The sequence below is a fragment of the Lentilactobacillus kefiri genome (assembly GCF_009739535.1).
GTDB classification, from domain to species: Bacteria; Bacillota; Bacilli; order Lactobacillales; family Lactobacillaceae; genus Lentilactobacillus; species Lentilactobacillus kefiri.
On record NZ_CP029971.1, the window covers coordinates 93,557 to 113,696 of the forward strand.

The 20,140-nt window shown below is 43.3% G+C and carries 12 protein-coding genes, 1 tRNA gene and 3 rRNA genes; 2 read left to right on the forward strand and 14 right to left on the reverse strand.

Annotated elements, in window-relative coordinates:
* Positions 1–27 precede the first annotated feature (27 nt).
* The gene (gene cydB / locus DNL43_RS00495; RefSeq protein WP_054769096.1) at positions 28–1,038 is read right to left on the reverse strand and encodes a cytochrome d ubiquinol oxidase subunit II; all 1,011 of its coding nucleotides are present in this window, start codon (positions 1,036–1,038) and stop codon (positions 28–30) included.
* The gene (locus DNL43_RS00500) at positions 1,031–2,485 is read right to left on the reverse strand and encodes a cytochrome ubiquinol oxidase subunit I (protein ID WP_054769095.1); all 1,455 of its coding nucleotides are present in this window, start codon (positions 2,483–2,485) and stop codon (positions 1,031–1,033) included. The genes cydB and DNL43_RS00500 overlap by 8 nt, the downstream gene beginning before the upstream one ends.
* A gap of 345 nt (positions 2,486–2,830) precedes the next feature.
* On the opposite strand from DNL43_RS00500, the gene DNL43_RS00505 reads away from it, so the two are divergent.
* Positions 2,831–4,456 (forward strand): FAD-dependent oxidoreductase, encoded by a 1,626-nt coding sequence (locus tag DNL43_RS00505; protein WP_054769094.1) that lies wholly within the window; start codon positions 2,831–2,833, stop codon positions 4,454–4,456.
* 161 nt (positions 4,457–4,617) lie between these two features.
* On the forward strand, positions 4,618–5,604 hold the full coding sequence (locus tag DNL43_RS00510; RefSeq protein ID WP_014562415.1) for an IS30 family transposase: 987 nt from the start codon (positions 4,618–4,620) through the stop codon (positions 5,602–5,604).
* A 25-nt stretch (positions 5,605–5,629) separates the two neighbouring features.
* On the opposite strand, the gene DNL43_RS00515 is transcribed toward DNL43_RS00510, so the two are convergent.
* The 12 genes from DNL43_RS00515 to DNL43_RS00570 form a co-directional block, all read right to left on the reverse strand.
* Positions 5,630–6,391: an ABC transporter ATP-binding protein gene (locus DNL43_RS00515; protein ID WP_054769874.1), complete on the reverse strand. Its 762-nt coding sequence runs from the start codon at positions 6,389–6,391 to the stop codon at positions 5,630–5,632.
* A complete protein-coding gene (locus DNL43_RS00520) occupies positions 6,372–7,337 on the reverse strand; it encodes an iron ABC transporter permease (protein ID WP_056983147.1) in 966 nt (321 codons plus the stop codon). The genes DNL43_RS00515 and DNL43_RS00520 overlap by 20 nt, the downstream gene beginning before the upstream one ends.
* On the reverse strand, positions 7,334–8,239 hold the full coding sequence (gene isdE / locus DNL43_RS00525; RefSeq protein WP_056983145.1) for a heme ABC transporter substrate-binding protein IsdE: 906 nt from the start codon (positions 8,237–8,239) through the stop codon (positions 7,334–7,336). Before isdE ends, DNL43_RS00520 begins: the two co-directional genes overlap by 4 nt.
* Positions 8,240–8,253: 14 nt before the next feature.
* Positions 8,254–9,063 (reverse strand): NEAT domain-containing protein, encoded by an 810-nt coding sequence (locus DNL43_RS00530; protein WP_056983143.1) that lies wholly within the window; start codon positions 9,061–9,063, stop codon positions 8,254–8,256.
* A complete protein-coding gene (locus DNL43_RS00535; protein WP_056983141.1) occupies positions 9,047–10,249 on the reverse strand; it encodes an NEAT domain-containing protein in 1,203 nt (400 codons plus the stop codon). Before DNL43_RS00535 ends, DNL43_RS00530 begins: the two co-directional genes overlap by 17 nt.
* A 225-nt stretch (positions 10,250–10,474) precedes the next feature.
* Positions 10,475–10,547, reverse strand: a tRNA-Thr gene (locus DNL43_RS00540).
* A gap of 76 nt (positions 10,548–10,623) precedes the next feature.
* A 5S ribosomal RNA gene (rrf, locus tag DNL43_RS00545) occupies positions 10,624–10,740 on the reverse strand.
* Positions 10,741–10,818: 78 nt separating this feature from the next.
* Positions 10,819–13,739: ribosomal RNA gene (locus tag DNL43_RS00550) — 23S ribosomal RNA — on the reverse strand.
* 224 nt (positions 13,740–13,963) lie between these two features.
* Positions 13,964–15,537: ribosomal RNA gene (locus DNL43_RS00555) — 16S ribosomal RNA — on the reverse strand.
* The 16S, 23S and 5S rRNA genes sit together here with 1 tRNA gene alongside, the layout of an rRNA operon.
* Positions 15,538–15,972: 435 nt before the next feature.
* Positions 15,973–18,036, reverse strand: a complete 2,064-nt coding sequence (locus tag DNL43_RS00560) for an LTA synthase family protein (RefSeq protein ID WP_056983150.1) — start codon at positions 18,034–18,036, stop codon at positions 15,973–15,975.
* Between the two features lie 31 nt (positions 18,037–18,067).
* Positions 18,068–19,099: a lysylphosphatidylglycerol synthase transmembrane domain-containing protein gene (locus tag DNL43_RS00565; protein WP_056983152.1), complete on the reverse strand. Its 1,032-nt coding sequence runs from the start codon at positions 19,097–19,099 to the stop codon at positions 18,068–18,070.
* 2 nt (positions 19,100–19,101) lie between these two features.
* Entirely contained in the window at positions 19,102–20,124 is a 1,023-nt protein-coding gene (locus DNL43_RS00570) for a glycosyltransferase family 4 protein (protein ID WP_054769438.1), read from the reverse strand.
* Positions 20,125–20,140: the final 16 nt, after the last annotated feature.

The window sequence follows — 20,140 nt, forward strand, 5'->3', positions numbered from 1 at the left end:
ACAACCCGGAATTTATCACTCACTTTATTAAGCAACTTGCTTTGGTGACTTGATCCGCTTGTAGAATACCCAGTAACTCCAAATGAAGTATACCAAGACAATTGGCAATATCGTGAAGGTCAAAATGGTCATCAAATGCAAAGTGTATGGAGAGCTTGATGCATTTTTAATTAAAATTGAGTTTGCATTGTTCGTTGCAATCATAACTCGTGGGAACAATCCGTTGAAGATTAAGACAACAACACTGATCAGTGAAAGTCCACTGGCAATGAATGATGCCCAGTCGTGACTGGATTGTGCGCCCCACCATGCTGCCAAGGTGAAGATAACCAAGGCAATTAAGATTGCCCAGGTTGACATTGGCTTACGAGCAAAGAAATCAGTGGTCAAGTAAAGCAAGATAACAAAGACAACTTCACCGGCAAGCAATACCGGATAAAGAATCTTGCTCCACTTTTCGGCACGTGCTCTTAATTCGCCACTTGTCTTCAAGCGCAGGAAGTTTAATCCGTGAATGAAGCAAAGTAGTGAAACGGCAACTCCGCCGACGATAGAGAACCAGTTGACATATGTGGTAAAGCTACCAAAAATGTCACCGTTCTTATCAATCGGAACACCTTGAATCATGCTGGTGAACATCATTCCAAATAGGAATGCGGCGAAGAAACTACCAAGAGTTGATGCCCATTCCCAGAAGTTGCGCCAAGTATCGGTCCGCATATTAGCACGGAATTCAAATGACACACCTCTGAAAATCAAAGCAACCAAAATTAAGAACAAAACAATGTAATAGCCTGAGAACAATGAAGCATACCACATTGGGAATGATGCAAACATTGCACCACCGGCAGTGATCAGCCAAACTTCATTTCCATCCCAGTGCGGTCCGATTGTTTGAATCACAGTATCACGTTCGTCACGGTTCTTAGCAAAGAATCGAACGGCCATTCCAATACCGAAATCAAAACCTTCCAGGAAGAAGAAGCCGCTAAACAACACGCCAATCAATAAGAACCAAATAAATTGATAACTAGTCATTATGAGCCGCCCCCATTTCATATGGATCTACCTTTTTGTCTGATTCTTGAGGCTTGCTTGAGTATCCGTCAGTCAATACTGAATCTGGACCCTGCTTGAGAACCCGGTGACTCAAGATAATCATGACAGCTCCCAAGGAAGCAAAGATCAAGAAGTAAACAATGTTGGTAAACAGCAAACTTGCGACGGTAGATGTTGGTGATACCGCATCGGCAATGGTCAGCAGTCCGTAAACAACCCATGGATAACGGCCAAATTCAGTGACGAACCAGCCACAGGTATTAACGATAAATGGAAGCCAAACCATTAAGCCCATCAGGTATAGGAACCAACGCTGTCTCATAATACTTTGAGACTTCTTACGGTTGAACCATAATCCAACAATTGCAACAAGTGCAAACAATCCGGCTGATACAGCCATAATTCTGAAGCTGTAGAACAAGGTACGGGTTGGAACGTAGTAATTACGTGTCTGACCATTCTTGTTGTACTTAGCTTTCAACTCTTTGTTAACTTGTTGTTGACCCTTAAAGGTACCTTTCAAGCTATGGTGACCAAGAATATTCAAAGCATATGGAACTTCAATTGACCAAGTGGTCTTGTGGTTCTTAGTACCTTGAATAACTGACCAATTACCTTTTTGAGTTGAATTCTTCCAAAGGCCTTCCATAGCAGCAAACTTCATTGGTTGGTTATTAATCAAATAACGGGTTTGAGTATCACCTGACCAAACAGAACCTAAGCAGGCAATTAAACCAACGATCAACGTTAACTTCATTGACTTACGATAGAAGTTTTCGTGATCCTTTTTAAGTAAACGCCATGCTGAGCATCCAGCAACAACGAACGCAGCTGTTAAGAATGCACCGAAGATAACGTGTGGAAATTCATTCCATAGTTGACGGTTCATAATAACAGCAGAGAAACTGGTCATTTCAACTTTGTGTTGTGCAGCATTCATTGCATAACCGACTGGGTTTTGCATAAAGCTGTTGGCTGCCAAAATCCAAAGTGCAGATAAGGTTGAACCAAAAGCTGTTAACCAAATGAATAAACAGTGAACCACTTTATTGAAGCGATCCCATGTGAACATCCAAAGGCCAATGAAAGTTGACTCCATAAAGAATGCAGCCAAAGCTTCAATTGCTAGTGGTGCACCAAAGATATCCCCCATGAACCTTGAATAATCCGACCAGTTCATACCAAACTGGAATTCTTGAATAATACCAGTAACAACACCTACAGCAAAACTATAAAGGAAAATCTTCCCCCAGAATTTTGTCATATTTTTATATGTGTCATCCTTCGTTACAACGTAACATGTTTCCATAATTGCAACAATAAAAGCTAAACCAATAGAAAATGGTACGAAGAAGAAGTGAAACACAGTGGTCATCGCAAATTGAAAACGTGACAACCCCAACATCGACAATCCGACATTTAACATTGTTGTATCCCCCCCTTACTAAATATTAATGAGTTATCCTCACATACACCTATTGTATATAGAAACCGGTCAACATTCAATTAAAAGACTGAATAATTATCAGTAAATATTCATAATTTGAGCCCACAGTGGATACAATCCACTCATAAAAGTGAAAGCGTCATCGATCGTTTAGAATATCAATCTATTTTGATCCTCAAATTGACTTGTGAAATTGTTGCAATGGCTTTCATTAGACAATTGTCTACCCCGCATTTATAATAAGGATGATAAGATTAGTTTATGCTATTATTGTAATTTTTAGAAGCAATCTTATTGCAATTATCTCAAAGGGGGAATCTTTTCATGACAAAGAACATCGTCGTCATTGGAGCTGGATTTGCCGGCGTTTATGCGACTAAAAAGTTGGCAAAACGTTTTAAGAGCAACTCCGATGTCCAGATTACATTAATCGACCGTCACTCATACTTCACCTATCTTACCCGATTACATGAAGTTGCCACTGAGCGGGTTGATCCAAGCAGTATCCAGTACGATCTGCAACGAATTTTTCACAAGCAGAAAAACGTGCAGTTGGTTACGGATAATGTGACTGCTGTTGATAAGGAGAAAAAGGTCGTCACAGGTGAGAATGGCACCTATCCATTTGACAGCCTGCTAATTAGTATGGGTGGTGAACCCAACGACTTCGGAACACCCGGAGTTAAAGAAAACGGCTACACATTATGGTCAATGGAAGATGCACTTCGTCTTCGGGCCCACATCCGTGATGTCATCGCAAAAGGTGCCATCGAACGTGATCCTGAGAAGCGTCGGGCAATGTTAACGATTGTTGTCTGTGGTTCCGGATTTACCGGTGCCGAAACAATCGGTGAATTAATTGATTATAAGAAGGTTTTGGCCAAGGATTACAAGCTGGATCCAAACGAGATCCACATCCTCTTGGTTGAAGCCGCACCTACCATTATTAACATGCTTGATCGAACCAATGCAGCTCACGCTGAAAAGTTCATTAAGAAGAACGGCATTGAAATTCGCACTTCTTCAATGATCACTTCCGTCAATCCAGACAGTGTTGATATTAAGGATCAGGATTCAATTCCAACAAATACGTTAATTTGGACTGCCGGAGTTAAAACCAATCATGTTGCCGACAGCTTTGGGATTGATGCCGGTCGTGGTGGCCGTTTGGTTACCAACCAATATCTTCAAGCCAAGGGATTTGAAGATAAGAGCATCTACGTTGCCGGTGATGATGCCAACGCAACTGAGGAAGGCGCAGAACGTGCCGTTCCACAAACTGCTCAGGAAGCTGAAAACGAAGCCGTTGTTTCTGCCGCAAACATTGCCGCTGATATTGAAGGCAATCACAACTATACGGAATTCCATGATAAAAACATGGGCTTCACCGTTTCATTTGGTGCCTACTATGGTATCGCTCAAGTCTTTGGCGGCAAACGAATTCGTGGTTGGATCGCAACCATTATGAAGCATGGGACCAACCTCCTTTACTTCATGCGAATTCATTCCGGTTACTTCATGATGCAATACATCTTAGAAGAATTCTTCAGAGTCAACAACAATCGAACAGTTCTTCCTGGTATTACCGCTCGTCGAAGTAACGCATTGTGGAGCGTTCCGCTAAGAATGTTCTTGGGAATTGTCTTAATGGTTGATGCCTTTTCAGCCAACGTCATCATTCCAGTTGGATTTGGCTTAACCGCAATTGAAGCGATTCTTGGATGCTTGATATTCTTTGGGCTATTCACATGGATTGCCAACCTCGCATTGATCATCGTATTCTTTATGGGAATTGCCACTTGGCCACATGCATGGATTGTCTTTGCAGCCATTGCATTAATGAATGGTTCTGGTCGTTCATTTGGTTTGGACTACTGGTGCGTTCCTTGGTTACAAAAGACTTGGGGCCGTTCACGTTACGGGATTCCAAAGTCAATTTATAAAAAGTAATTCAATTAACTAAAAATAGGATCAAGGCAATTTGATGATTGTCTTGATCCTATTTTTTGTGGGGCGAATTTACAATTGAAATGCAACACAAAGTAAAAAAATAAACCCATACCGGGTAGAATATGTTTAACGACCAAATCAAACAATTCGAGGTATCCGGTATGAGCTATAAACATCTTACTATAAAAGAACGTGAAATACTTATGTTTTTACGAGCTAAGGGGTTATCTATCCGGGCTGTTGCGTTACGGCTGGGGCGAAATCCAAGCACTATTTCACGGGAGTTAAAACGTTGTGCAGGTAATTATTCCCCAAGCAAAGCAGATAATGACTATCATCAAAAGCGGCAGAATTGTCACAAGAAGCGACTATTAGACAGCCATCCACAATTACGTCGTCAAATTGTTCATTACATCTTAGATCTGCACTGGTCACCAGAGCAGATTACCGCTCGCTTTAATAAGGAACATCAATGGTGTGTTAGCTACAACACAATTTACCGTCATATCTATCAACACAATTTAGGTGAGAAGTACTCCTCACGTGGTGATACCGGTATTCAGCGCCATCTCAGACATAAACATCGGACTCGGCATTCAAAGAATACTAGACGACATCGAGAAGTACAGACCGACTATATCTCGATCCATGAGCGCCCTGGTTTTATCAACCAGCGTCAACGTATAGGTGACTGGGAAATTGATACTGTGATTGGTCGAACGGGTCACTCCATCCTTTTAACGGTTGTCGATCGGCTTAGTCGGCTTACGCTTATCAAAAAGGTTGTGCAAAAGGACTCGCAGGAGATAAATAAAGGCTTAGTTGAACTGTTAGGGGCCATTCCTAAAGAATTTGTTCATTCTATTACACCAGATCATGGGACCGAATTTCTTCATCTTGATGAAATCAGCGAAAGGTTAGGTGTTACTGTCTATTGGCCCGATCCATATTCGCCTGAACAGCGTGGAACAAATGAGAATACAAATGGATTAATCCGGGAATATTTTCCCAAGCGAACAGATATTGATAATTATACAGAACAGGACGTTGAACACTGCCAAAAGCAGTTAAATCAACGTCCTCGCAAAGTGTTAAACTATGAAACCCCATATGAAGTATTTTTTGACAAACCGTTGCACTTAGTTTGACAATTCGCCGGACAATTTTAAAAATTTAATCTGGAATTTCAACGATATATTTCCCATAACTCGGAACATCCACGATTTGGATGTTGGTATTAAAAATTGACGCCAGTAAGTCACGGTTATAGCATTTTTCCGGCTGCCCCGTTTCTATCAATCGACCGGCTTTTACCAGCCATAGTTCATCACTGATTTTGAAGGCTTGATTGATATCGTGGAGCACCATAATGATTGTAATGTGCTTTTGCTGGTTTAACTGTTTTAAAATCGTCATGAGCTTGGCTTGATAATGCATGTCCAAGTATGTTGTTGGTTCATCCAATAATAAATACTCGGGGTCCTGGGCCAATGCCGACGCCAGCCAGACCCGCTGTCGCTGACCACCCGATAACGAGGACAATGAGCGAGAAGCAAGTTGACTCAAATGGGTTGCTTGAATATATTCAGCCACCTCATCGTCAGAAATGTTGGCCAACAAATGATGATGGGAAAGCCGCCCCATTTTGACGACGTCCATCACTTGCATATCGTCAAATACATTATTTTGCTGGCTGACAACCGCAATCTTGGTTGCCAAAGCTTTCCGGGGAATTGTGGAAATTGACCGATTGTTTAAGTCAATCTCTCCGGCTGAGGGTTTCAAGATACCGGCCATCAGTTTCAACAAGGTTGATTTGCCGGCACCATTTGGACCAATGATTGATAAGATGCGTCCAGTTGGAATTGTGGCAGTCACTTTATTGAGCAGCATTGGTTGGTGTGGATAATGATAACTAACTTGATTTAATTCCATTAAAATTCTTCCTTTGCAGCATGATAATCAGGAATGGTCCCCCAATGACCGTCATGATGACGGCAGCTGACAGCTCACTTGGCAAAACCACAATTCTTCCAAAGGTGTCGACCACCAGCAGCAACCAGGCCCCTACCAGCATGGATAAGGGAATGATTGTCTGATAATCACGGCCAACCAGGTATCTAACAATGTTGGGAACGACAATCCCCATAAAAGGAATTGTTCCCACTACTGATGAGACACTTGAGGACAGGTAAACGACAACCAGCAGTAATGACAGTCGCATAACAGATGCTGAAACACCCTTCGTTTGGAGTTGCTCTGTCGACAGCTTCAAGTAATTTGCCCAAGGTGAAATCACAACGGCAGCTGCCATTCCGCTGACGCCCAAAAACAACAATCCTTCTGTTTGAGACCAGGTTATCCCGTTAAATGATCCAGTCAACGAAGCACCAAAACCATTTGAAAAAAGCTGTTCGAATCCGGTGAATGTCAACATCATGGCAACCCCAATAATGATCAACCGATACGGACTTCTTAACGCCGGACCTCTCGTCAGCAGGAACAAAGCAACTAAGCCACCAATGATTGCAAACAGCAGTTTACCAGCGAAAAAAGTTGGTAATATCATGGCACCGATCAGGATGAAAAAATCCGAAGCACTGGTGATACCCAAAATACTTGGATCCGCCAAAACATTTCTAAAGGCAGCTTGACTGGCGGCACCAGCAATTGCGAGCATCCCACCACAAAGCATGACCGCAAGAATGCGCGGCAACCTGATATTTGCAATAATCGACAGCTGATTGGGATTGGAGCCATTTAACGCAAGAATCATCTGGTGCGGAGAAATAAAGCTTGCCCCCACCATCATTGAAATGAAAATGGTGATGACAAGCATCACCAATATCACTGGATACCATATTTTTTCGGCACGACTCATTTGGAACCAGCCTCCTTTTGAGGATATAGCCAGTTCGAAACAATCTGGAGTGCCTTTGAAGCTTTCATGTTCGCGGTCGCATCAAAATTTGGCTCCGTTAAATCATAAACCCGGTGGTTCTTAACAGCAGGAAGCGTCTTCCACATTGGATCATGTTTAAAAGCAGCGTTGAATTGTGGAATGACAATGTTTGGAAGCGCATGAGCCAATCTCAAAATGACTTGAGGTTGGGCTTTTTTAATAGCTTCGTCATTTGGTGAAATGAATTCCTGAGTTTTTGAAGAAAAGACATTTTCACCGCCGGCAATCTGAACCAGATTCCCCACATAGGACTGATTGGTGGCAATCATGTATGATGCGCCTGGTAAGCCCATCAGGATTAAGACGCGTGGCTTTTGAGCATGCTTGTGGGCAACATTTTTAACCTGAGTTTCGGAATGGTTGATCTCATCAACCGCATTCTTGGCTTCGCTTGTCCGATCATACTGTTTTCCCATCGTCGTAATCGTCTTTTTAAGCGTTGCAACACTCGTTAAATTCAGAAAGTGAGGTTCAATGTGGCGCTGTTTAAATGCTTTGCCAAATTGATCTTGGAGTGTGGTAACCGAATAAACGACGGTTGGCTTCAAACTGGCAATCTTTTCAACATTGGGATTCATTGGATTTCCAACCCTGGCAACATGGGCATATCGAGCCGGAATTTTATTTTGGGTTGTTGGCACCCCAACCAAAGGCAGCTTTAACTTATCAGCGATTTGGACAACCGCGTATGTCGTCGCAACCACTCGAGCTTTTTTCTGATGATTGGCAGCACCAATTCGACTGACAAACACTCCGGCGAGTGCACCAACAACTAAGATCACGGAGAGGACAATTAAAGCAATTTTGCGAGTACCTTTCATGCTATTGCCCCCCTTTAATGTCTAAAGTAAATCCATAAGCCGGCTGAAATTCCGGCAATTAACGTCACCCCACCGACAATCCATGGAACACCACTCTTTTTAGCATGTGGCTTGTTGGCGTTGCGTTTGGCAGGTTTGGTTAAATTACTACTCTTGCTTGGCTGAGAAGATGCCTTTTTAGCAGGCGTTTTCTTCGGCTTTTGCGTATTCTTCGTTTGCTTCTTTACCTTACTTGATTTTTTAGGATGCTTTGTCGTCGTTTGATGACTAACTTGACTTGATTTCTTTGGCTGCTGTTGCTTCTTTTTCTGTTGAGCAACCTTAGCACTTGACGCACTAGCAGTCTGAGCTTTGACGACCGTCCGGTGACGGGTGCCCAAGCTTGGTAGTCCAGTTGTACTGAATTTAAATGAAATCAAATGGTGAGCTTTGTAGACTTTGGGAACGTCGATTGCTAATTTGGCATTGATGCGTTTCCTTAAATTATTGGTATAAAAAGAATAATAGACATGTGAATTTCCAGCACGGTCTTTAACCCGACGAACGTTGACCGGCGCCCGACCATTGACCCACATCACTTTTACTGGAAAGGACGATAAACTTTTAGCAGTTTTGATTTGCATCGTCACATAGTACAAATGATTTTTAACAACCACGTTAGCCGGCTTAACAAAGTAGCCGTCGGCCATTGACGTTTGATTTGTACCATAACGAAGTGGATGATAAGCAATTCTTTGTGCACTAACTGGGCTGGTTGACAGTAAAAACAAACCAGCCGCTATCAGCAATCCCCAAACCCACTTGGTTTTATTTGCTAATTTCATGATTATTCCCCCAAATAAAGGATAATCCTGATGCAATTGCTAAGCCAACAAGTGATAAACTCATTTGTTGGGTATCTCCGGTTTGAGGCAATTTGGCTTGAGATTTTGCTGATGAATTTAAATTAGTTGTACTTGCGACAACTGCAGCGTGTTTATGAGCTTTTGCAGGTGCCTTTTGACTGAACTTGAAACGAACTGGCCAAGTTGTATTGATTTGGGCTTGTGGAACTACCACATGAATGGAGCCTTTGATAATTTTCTTTAATGTCTTGAATGATGAAACGTTGAATGAATAAGTCATTGTGTAATAGTTCTTGGTTTTACCATAGTTCGTTACCGATGACTTTACTTTCCGACCGTTAATTGTAACCGGACGAACTGCTTTAGATCCCAACTTCAAATTCTTCTTATAAGCAACTTTCAATTGAACATTGTAGTGCTTGGCAATCTTTTTAATAACAGCAGTTCTTGTAAAGTATTTATTAGCCATGGATTTAGAATTGGCGTGACCTTTTAAGACAACGTATTTCCGCGTGGTAGTTGGAACACTGGTCTTAACAGACTTCTTTGTGACTGCTGGTTGTTGAACCGGTGCTGTTACAGAACTACTTGTAGAAGTTGGTGTTGATGTGGTTGCACTGCTTGAATCACTGGAAGCTGTCGGCGTGGTATTCTGATCAGTATTGGTATTGGAATTAGTATCAGAATTTGTGTCAGTGCTTGGGGTGGTATCTGACCCCTGTTGTTTTACAGCATCATTCCAACTAAATGAAAAGGTTGCGCTTTCCTGAATATGCCCAATAAGTGGAATGTTGTACAGAACGAAACTAACTGGAATGGTACTGTCAGGATTCTTCAGATTAAAAGTCAGAGTTCCATTGTTTCCAGAAGTGATCACTGGTGAGGCAGTTTGACCAGCCATTGTCACTGAGGCAATGTAATTTGCGCCGTTAGTGGTAATATCGGTCTTATAATTTCCCTGAGAAACCGTAACTTGTGCGGTTTGCTCAAAGAAATGATTAGCCATAGACTGTGAACTGCTTCCACTCTTTAACAAAGTAATGGGAACAGTGTATGAACCATCAGTTAAATTAGCAGAATCTGCGTTTGCAGCAGTTCCCCCAATAACTAAGAAAATAATTGCAACAAAAATAGCTTGAATAAAATGCACGAACCTTTTACGCATATGAAAATCCCCCTCAAAATATAAAAATAATGTACGTAGTAATTTTACCATTTATGAGGCTGTCGAGAACTGTAACTTGTGAATGAATTGCATAATTCCATTACTTTTTATAAAGCGTTTTCTTACCTAATACCTTATATATACTAAAAGAGCCCATTTAACAGGCTCATAACTGTTAAATGGGGTTCTTTATTTTGTCTTTTAACACGATGCTTTCACATATTAAGCCATTGCCAGGATTTGAACCTGGGACCTTTTCCTTACCATGGAAATGCTCTACCTTCTGAGCTACAACGGCGAGATCAATTTTTAGTCACAAATTGATATTATCAAAAAAAGCATCGATAGTAAATACTATCGATGCTTTCTAGTTTGCGCGGCAACGTCCTACCCTCGCAGGGGGCGATCCCCCAACTACTCTCGGCGTGCAGAAGCTTAACTTCTGTGTTCGGCATGGGAACAGGTGTATCCTTCTGGCTATCGCCACCACACTATTTAATTCCTGAAAGAACTTCGTTCTCTCAAAACTAGCTAATATTAATTTTCTGTACCTTGAACACCATTTCTACTTGGTTAAGTCCTCGACCGATTAGTATTGGTCCGCTCCGTACATCACTGCACTCCCACTTCCAACCTATCTACCTGATCATCTTTCAGGGGTCTTACTTCCATATAGGAATGGGAAATCTCATCTTGAGGTGAGTTTCACACTTAGATGCTTTCAGCGTTTATCTCATCCATACGTAGCTACCCAGCGATGCGCCTGGCGGCGCAACTGGTACACCAGCGGTATGTCCATCCCGGTCCTCTCGTACTAAGGACAGCTCCTCTCAAATTTCCTACGCCCGCGACGGATAGGGACCGAACTGTCTCACGACGTTCTGAACCCAGCTCGCGTACCGCTTTAATGGGCGAACAGCCCAACCCTTGGGACCGACTACAGCCCCAGGATGCGATGAGCCGACATCGAGGTGCCAAACCTCCCCGTCGATGTGGACTCTTGGGGGAGATAAGCCTGTTATCCCCAGGGTAGCTTTTATCCGTTGAGCGATGGCCCTTCCATACGGTACCACCGGATCACTAAGCCCGACTTTCGTCCCTGCTCGACCTGTCTGTCTCGCAGTCAAGCTCCCTTCTGCCTTTACACTCGTTGAATGATTTCCAACCATTCTGAGGGAACCTTTGGGCGCCTCCGTTACTGTTTGGGAGGCGACCGCCCCAGTCAAACTGCCTACCTGACACTGTCTCCCGCCACGCTAAGTGGCGCGGGTTAGAGTGTTCACACAGCGAGGGTAGTATCCCACCAACGCCTCTGCCGAAACTAGCGTTCCGGCCTCAATGGCTCCTACCTATCCTGTACAAGCTGTGTCAACACCCAATATCAAGCTACAGTAAAGCTCCATGGGGTCTTTCCGTCCTGTCGCGGGTAACCTGCTTCTTCACAGGTATCTTAATTTCACCGAGTCTCTTGTTGAGACAGTGCCCAGATCGTTACGCCTTTCGTGCGGGTCGGAACTTACCCGACAAGGAATTTCGCTACCTTAGGACCGTTATAGTTACGGCCGCCGTTTACTGGGGCTTCATTTCTGGGCTTCGCCGAAGCTAACTCATCCACTTAACCTTCCAGCACCGGGCAGGCGTCAGCCCCTATACGTCATCTTACGATTTTGCAGAAACCTGTGTTTTTGATAAACAGTCGCCTGGGCCTTTTCACTGCGGCTGTGCTTGCGCACAGCACCCCTTCTCCCGAAGTTACGGGGTCATTTTGCCGAGTTCCTTAACAAGAGTTCACTCGCTCACCTGAGGATTCTCTCCTCGACTACCTGTGTCGGTTTGCGGTACGGGTAGTTGATTACTCACTAGAAGCTTTTCTCGGCAGTGTGACGTTGGTTGCTTCCCTACTTAAATTTCGGTCCTCATCACCACTTGTCAACCCGCCAAAAAGCATTTAACTCTTTGACTGACTTGTGGCTTAAACATCCGTTTCCAGCTGGATGCACAACTTAGCCTCCTGCGTCCCTCCATCGCTCAAACATAATCAACTAGTACAGGAATCTCAACCTGTTATCCATCGCCTACGCCTTTCGGCCTCGGCTTAGGTCCCGACTAACCCTGGGAGGACGAGCCTTCCCCAGGAAACCTTAGTCATTCGGTGAATCAGATTCTCACTGATTTTTCGCTACTCATACCGGCATTCTCACTTCTAAGCGCTCCACCAGTCCTTACGGTCTGGCTTCATTGCCCTTAGAACGCTCTCCTATCACTTGACCTAATGGTCAAGTCCACAGTCTCGGTAATATGCTTAGCCCCGGTAAATTTTCGGCGCGGAATCACTCGACTAGTGAGCTATTACGCACTCTTTAAATGGTGGCTGCTTCTGAGCCAACATCCTAGTTGTCTATGCAACTCCACATCCTTTTCCACTTAGCATATATTTAGGGACCTTAACTGGTGGTCTGGGCTGTTCCCCTTTTGACGATGGATCTTATCACTCACCGTCTGACTCCCGGATAAAAATCAATGGTATTCGGAGTTTATCTGAATTTAGTAACCCATGACGGGCCCCTCGTCCAAACAGTGGCTCTACCTCCATGATTCTACGTCCGAGGCTAGCCCTAAAGCTATTTCGGAGAGAACCAGCTATCTCCAAGTTCGTTTGGAATTTCACCGCTACCCACACCTCATCCCAGCACTTTTCAACGTACACGGGTTCGGGCCTCCAGCGCGTTTTACCGCACCTTCACCCTGGACATGGGTAGATCACCTGGTTTCGGGTCTACAGCAACATACTTAAACGCCCATTTCAGACTCGCTTTCGCTGCGGCTCCGGCTTTTAAACCTTAACCTTGCATGTTACCGTAACTCGCCGGTTCATTCTACAAGAGGCACGCTATCACCCATTAACGGGCTCTAACTGCTTGTAGGCACATGGTTTCAGGAACTATTTCACTCCCCTTCCGGGGTGCTTTTCACCTTTCCCTCACGGTACTGGTACACTATCGGTCACTAGAGAGTATTTAGCCTTGGGAGATGGTCCTCCCGGATTCCGACGACGTTTCACGTGTGTCGCCGTACTCAGGATCCTGAACTGAGGGTCATTGATTTCACCTACGGGGCTATCACCCTGTTTCGCCAACCTTCCCAGATTGTTCGATTATCAACAACTTTGGTAACTCAAATGTTCAGTCCTACAACCCCAACGAGCAAGCTCGTTGGTTTGGGCTGTTCCCCGTTCGCTCGCCGCTACTTAGGGAATCGAAATTTCTTTCTGCTCCTGTGGGTACTGAGATGTTTCAGTTCCCCACGTCTACCTCTATATCGCTATGAATTCACGATATAGTAACAGCTGATTAAAGCTGCTGGGTTTCCCCATTCGGAAATCTCCGGATCAAAGCTTACGTACAGCTCCCCGAAGCATATCGGTGTTAGTCCCGTCCTTCATCGGCTTCTAGTGCCAAGGCATCCACCATGCGCCCTTTTTAACTTAACCTGTACATCACTACGTGATGCAAAGTTAATTGAGTATTTGCGATTTTTTTCTAGTTAACAAACTCAAAATAACGCGGTGTTCTCGGTTGAAATTATATTAAATACAATTTCAAAAAATTATTACAGAAAATTAATATTATCTAGTTTTCAAAGAACGAATTGAGAGTAGACCTCTCAAAACTAAACAAAACTTTCGACAATGTGCAGGATTCCGTTTTTCCTTAGAAAGGAGGTGATCCAGCCGCAGGTTCTCCTACGGCTACCTTGTTACGACTTCACCCTAATCATCTGTCCCACCTTAGACGGCTGGTCCCCGAAGGTTACCTCACCGGCTTTGGGTGTTACAAACTCTCATGGTGTGACGGGCGGTGTGTACAAGGCCCGGGAACGTATTCACCGTGGCATGCTGATCCACGATTACTAGCGATTCCAACTTCATGCAGGCGAGTTGCAGCCTGCAATCCGAACTGAGAACGGCTTTAAGAGATTAGCTTGACCTCGCGGTTTCGCGACTCGTTGTACCGTCCATTGTAGCACGTGTGTAGCCCAGGTCATAAGGGGCATGATGATTTGACGTCATCCCCACCTTCCTCCGGTTTGTCACCGGCAGTCTTGCTAGAGTGCCCAACTGAATGCTGGCAACTAACAATAAGGGTTGCGCTCGTTGCGGGACTTAACCCAACATCTCACGACACGAGCTGACGACAACCATGCACCACCTGTCATTCTGTCCCCGAAGGGAACGCCTAATCTCTTAGGTTGGCAGAAGATGTCAAGACCTGGTAAGGTTCTTCGCGTAGCATCGAATTAAACCACATGCTCCACCGCTTGTGCGGGCCCCCGTCAATTCCTTTGAGTTTCAACCTTGCGGTCGTACTCCCCAGGCGGAGTGCTTAATGCGTTAGCTGCAGCACTGAAGGGCGGAAACCCTCCAACACTTAGCACTCATCGTTTACGGCATGGACTACCAGGGTATCTAATCCTGTTCGCTACCCATGCTTTCGAGCCTCAGCGTCAGTTACAGACCAGACAGCCGCCTTCGCCACTGGTGTTCTTCCATATATCTACGCATTTCACCGCTACACATGGAGTTCCACTGTCCTCTTCTGCACTCAAGTCTCCTGGTTTCCGATGCACTTCTCCGGTTAAGCCGAAGGCTTTCACATCAGACCTAAGAAACCGCCTGCGCTCGCTTTACGCCCAATAAATCCGGACAACGCTTGCCACCTACGTATTACCGCGGCTGCTGGCACGTAGTTAGCCGTGGCTTTCTGGTTGGATACCGTCAAGATGTCAACAGTTACTCTGACACCTGTTCTTCTCCAACAACAGAGTTTTACGAGCCGAAACCCTTCATCACTCACGCGGCGTTGCTCCATCAGACTTTCGTCCATTGTGGAAGATTCCCTACTGCTGCCTCCCGTAGGAGTTTGGGCCGTGTCTCAGTCCCAATGTGGCCGATTACCCTCTCAGGTCGGCTACGTATCATTGCCTTGGTAGGCCATTACCTTACCAACAAGCTAATACGCCGCGGGTCCATCCTAAAGTGATAGCCGAAGCCATCTTTTAAACCAAAACCATGTGGTTTTGGTTGTTATACGGTATTAGCACCTGTTTCCAAGTGTTATCCCCTACTTCAAGGGCAGGTTACCCACGTGTTACTCACCAGTTCGCCACTCGTTTCATGTTAAATCATTCAAATGCAAGCACCTAAAATCAATAACGGAAACGCGTTCGACTTGCATGTATTAGGCACGCCGCCAGCGTTCGTCCTGAGCCAGGATCAAACTCTCATCTTAAAATGTTTTAAAATGATAAGCCTGTTATAGCTCATGATTTAAATTTATTATTTGTTATTACGAATTGACTTCGCAAATGTTTGGCCTCGATCAAAAGATCGAAGCGCCCTGCACATTTGTTTGTCGAAAATTTTGTTCAGTTTTCAAAGGCCTACATCGTTGTCGGAAGAAGTAATTCCTCTCTCGCGACAACTATTTAATAGTACCACGCTGATCAACCAGAGTCAACAAAAACTTTTTCTTTAACGAAACGTTTCGTTGTGTCACTCGTTCAAATCAGCATATATAAATATACCGAATTTTCGGTGATCCGTCAATAGTTGATTTCAAATTAGTTTCATTTTTTGGCCGCGAGGTTTCAATTGGTACATTTGGATTAGCATCAAGGTAAATAAAAAGCAGGACTCAACGGAGTCCTGCTCAGTACATAAATGTCTATTTCAGTTCTGGTGCATCGGTCTTGTACAAGTTCATTGTTGACTTACCATCGTTCTTAGCTTCGATGCTGGTTGGTTTTTCCTTCTGGGCTTTCTTCAAATTATCGAGGGCTTTCGTGTATTGATAAGTAAAGTCTTTCCGATTAACTTTCTTAAAGCCTTTAGGGGTATAGAATCGCAACAAGTCACCCCAAATGACCCGATCAGACAACGACAGTTCAGTCGTGACGTGGTTTTGAATACTTGCAAGCTGACGTTTCTGTTTGGCGTTTGGCTTAATTTGCTTCCCTGTCTTGGTCAAGTAAACATCGCCACCTGCCTTGGTATATTCTGGCGTGACAAAGTCACCATCTCTAAACGCAACTCTTTGGTCATGCTGTTTGGATAATAAATCAGTTCCAAACTGAATCGTATTGTTGTTCTTGTCCCCTAGCAGATGAAGAATCGTTGGCAATACGTCAATCTCACCACCATAAGTATGGTTAACGCCACCTTTAAGACGAGGCGAATGAATCATAAACGGAACCTTCTGGAATTGAGCAAGATCATAGTTGTTAATGGACTTTTTATGAAGTAGTTGGGCAATCGCAGGTCGATGGTTGTTGGAAATACCATAGTGATCACCATAAACCACGATCATACTATTTTTGCTCAACCCGGTACGTTTAAGATAATTCATAAATTCAGCAAATGCCTGGTCGAGATAATGGGCAGTTTGCACATAAGGATCAACAGTTTGGTCCCCTGTCTTTGTGGCAGGGAAATCAGTGTTTTGCTTATCCAGCAAATATGGATAATGGTTGGTTAAAGTAATGAGCTTTGCATAGAATGGCTGCGGCAACTGCTGAATATAGTTGGCTGCGTCCTTGAAAAATATCTTGTCTTTTAATCCGTAGCCGACACTATATGACGGCTTGGTCTTATAGTATTCGGAACTGAAGAAATAATCGTATCCCCATGACTTATAAGTACTGTCACGGTTCCAAAAGCTTGGAACATCCCCATGGAAAGCGGCAGTTGTATATCCGCGTTGATCCAAGATAGCCGGTGCCGCCTGATAAGTATTTTGAGCACCATATGTGACCATTGCGGAGCCCTGTGGTAATCCATAAAGTGAATTTTCAAGCATCATTTCGGCATCAGACGTTTTCCCTTGGGCCACCTGATGATAGAAATTATCGAAACCAATGGTGTGGCGGTTATGGAAGAATGCATTCAAATGAGGGGTGACTTCTCGCCCGTCGACTTTATAATCAATCAAAAATTGCTGGAAACTCTCTAGATGAATAATAAAGACATTCTCACCCTTTGTCTTGCCAAAATAAACCGGATTGGCTTTGGCACGACTATGATCAAGGTATTTCAAAATACTATCCATATCGCTGGCTTTGGCCTTTGACTGAGTGGCCGACTCTTTTTGAGTCTGATAGATATTAAATGCCGCATATTCATTAAGGCCAAGATATTTAACAATATAATTATTATCAAACGTTCTGGTTAACAATCCCGAGCGATCCATGTTGGCCAGGCCGTACTCACCGCCCATCAAGAGAAACGAAATAGCCGTAATCAATAGCGCATAACGTTTCTTAAAGGGCTCGGCATCAATTTTGATAATATGAAATGCCAACAAAATAACCAGAATCACAATATCCAGGAAAATGAAGAAGTCACTAAAATGAATGATCTCAGCTAAACTCTTACCAAGGTTATTTTGAACATTGCCACTTCCCTTGATGATCCCCAAAGATAGGAAATCGGAGAACTCACGGTAATAGACAATGTTAGCAAATGCCCAGATACTCTCCAGGGTATCGATAATCATCATCAGCCAATATGACAATCGGCCACTGAAATAAAGCGCAATTCCAAAAGTCAGAAGTGCGGCCGGAATTGGATTGATCGCCAAAAGGAATTCCTGCATACCTCCTTTGACACCCAAAGTAAATTTGGTCTGATATGCAATGTAAGTCTTAATACAAAACAAAATGACAATCAGCAAGAAAAAGCCAATTCTTGTGTTTATAAGATTTGAAAAACGATATTTCTTATCCGTTAACATTCCTGTTCCTCCAAATTTTTCCAATAGTCGTTTACTTGATCCGATTATCGGAATCATCAACTTTATCTGGTTTGATTAATAAAGCACCGGCCCCAGCAGCCATTCCAAAGTAATACGTTAAAATTCTCCAAATAATCATTGCCAATACTAATTTACTGTTGCTTGAAATAAAACTGTGAAACAGTGATTCAAAGCTAAACTCAGCTCCACCGGAACCACCAGGAATTGGGAACAGTGAAATAATCATAACGATCATGATATGTAAACTGGTAACCATAATCACATTCACACCGGTATATCCCAAGGACAGCATAATGAAGTATGGAATTAAGTAATAAAATAAAAGTTGGAAGAATGTAAGGGCAACAACCTTTAACAACAACTTAGGCTGTCGACCGATCCTGACACTCTCTTCAAAAAGATTGTCAATCTTCGAATACATCGTTTCGCGCATTGAATAGAACTTTTCGTCCTTTACAAACCATTTTACAGGATGAAAAAGCAATGTGGCCAACTTTTTTGTAAAAGAAGGCCAATACATAATCATCAATAGCCCAACGATAACGAAGAAGTGAATCAAAAAGCCAAAGATGACAAACAATGCCAGAAAATGTAATTTACTGGCAACAAAATGAAATCCAATGATTAAACTAATAAAAAAATTGACCACAATCATGGCCTGATAAACCACAAATTTCATCAATAAAGCCGAGCTGGCACGACCGCCATCAACCCCAGTCTGGAGCATGACGATTAATTGACCGGGCTGGCCACCGGATGAAAATGGTGTGATCCCGTTAAACAATTGCTCTACCAGCGGCACACGAATCGCATCTTTAAAAGTAAAATGTTCAACTCTATTGGAGACCAATACCTTGGTAATGACTCCTTCGATCAATAAGTATGCACAAATACAGAAGAAAGCGACTAAGATCCACCAGGGATTTAAAGTAAACAAGTCATGGATTAACACGCTTAGTTTAACGTCCCGCATTGAGTATGCAATAATTGCAATCCCAATGATCACCATCGCTAAGAGGGTAATTTTATTATTTCGTGACATTATTAACCTTCCTTGGACTGTTGATTATAAAAATCATACCAAACCTTTGCCAGATGGTCTTCAGAATAACGCTCACTGGCAATCGTGGTCTGCTTCTTTAAATCTGCCAATTTGTCAGGGTTCAAAAGGAGCTCATGAAGTTGATCATTCATCACACCTTCGTCGGCAGCTGCAAGATAATACCCGTTAATGATAGATTTGTAGAGGTCCAAATCCCGCAGCATGACTGGGGTGTTGGTTGAAAATGCCTCCAGGACAGACATTGGAAACAACTCATTAAAGGATGGCAGTAAAAACAAGTCAGCCATATTGTAATATTGAACCATTTTTGAACGGTCAATAATTCCCGGGAATGCTAAATTACTGGGAGGATCCTTAACGATCTTTTCCAGATCAGCATAGCCTTCGGTAATTTTTCCAAATGAGAAGCCACCCGTCCAGATAAATTGAACATCAGGGTTTTGCTTTGCCAGTTTGACGAAATCCAAGACGCCCTTTCGCGTTTGGATTTGTCCGCTGCCAAGAACGGTAAACCGATCCGGATCGTATCCGTGCTTGATGCGCAAAGTCCGTTTTGTCCGGTCATCAACATCATAGAATTCATCCTTGCTGACAAAGTTTGGAATATAGGTAATTCGCTCTTTAGGAATTCCATAACGTTCGAGCTTTGGAATAAACGATGGATTAACCACAACGATATGGTCCATCCGTTTGTAAAAAGCAATCACATACCTGTAAAAGATTGATTTGAATGGTTGAGGGATTTTGAGACTGCCCTCCAAAGTTTCAGGAATGAAATGGACGTACCCGATTTTTCGACCGCGCTTCTTGGAAAATGTTGAAAGATAAAAGCTGGGATTGATCGTATGGTAATGGCTAATATCCGCAGGGGCATAACTATTAATTTTAATGATAAAGTCATTGGGAAAATGTTCTTTCAACATCCTGACCAGCTCTAAATATGCACTGCCGACTCCCTGACCTTTTACCTTGTCTGCTGTTGAGAACATATTAATCTTTAACATACAAACTCCTTATGGA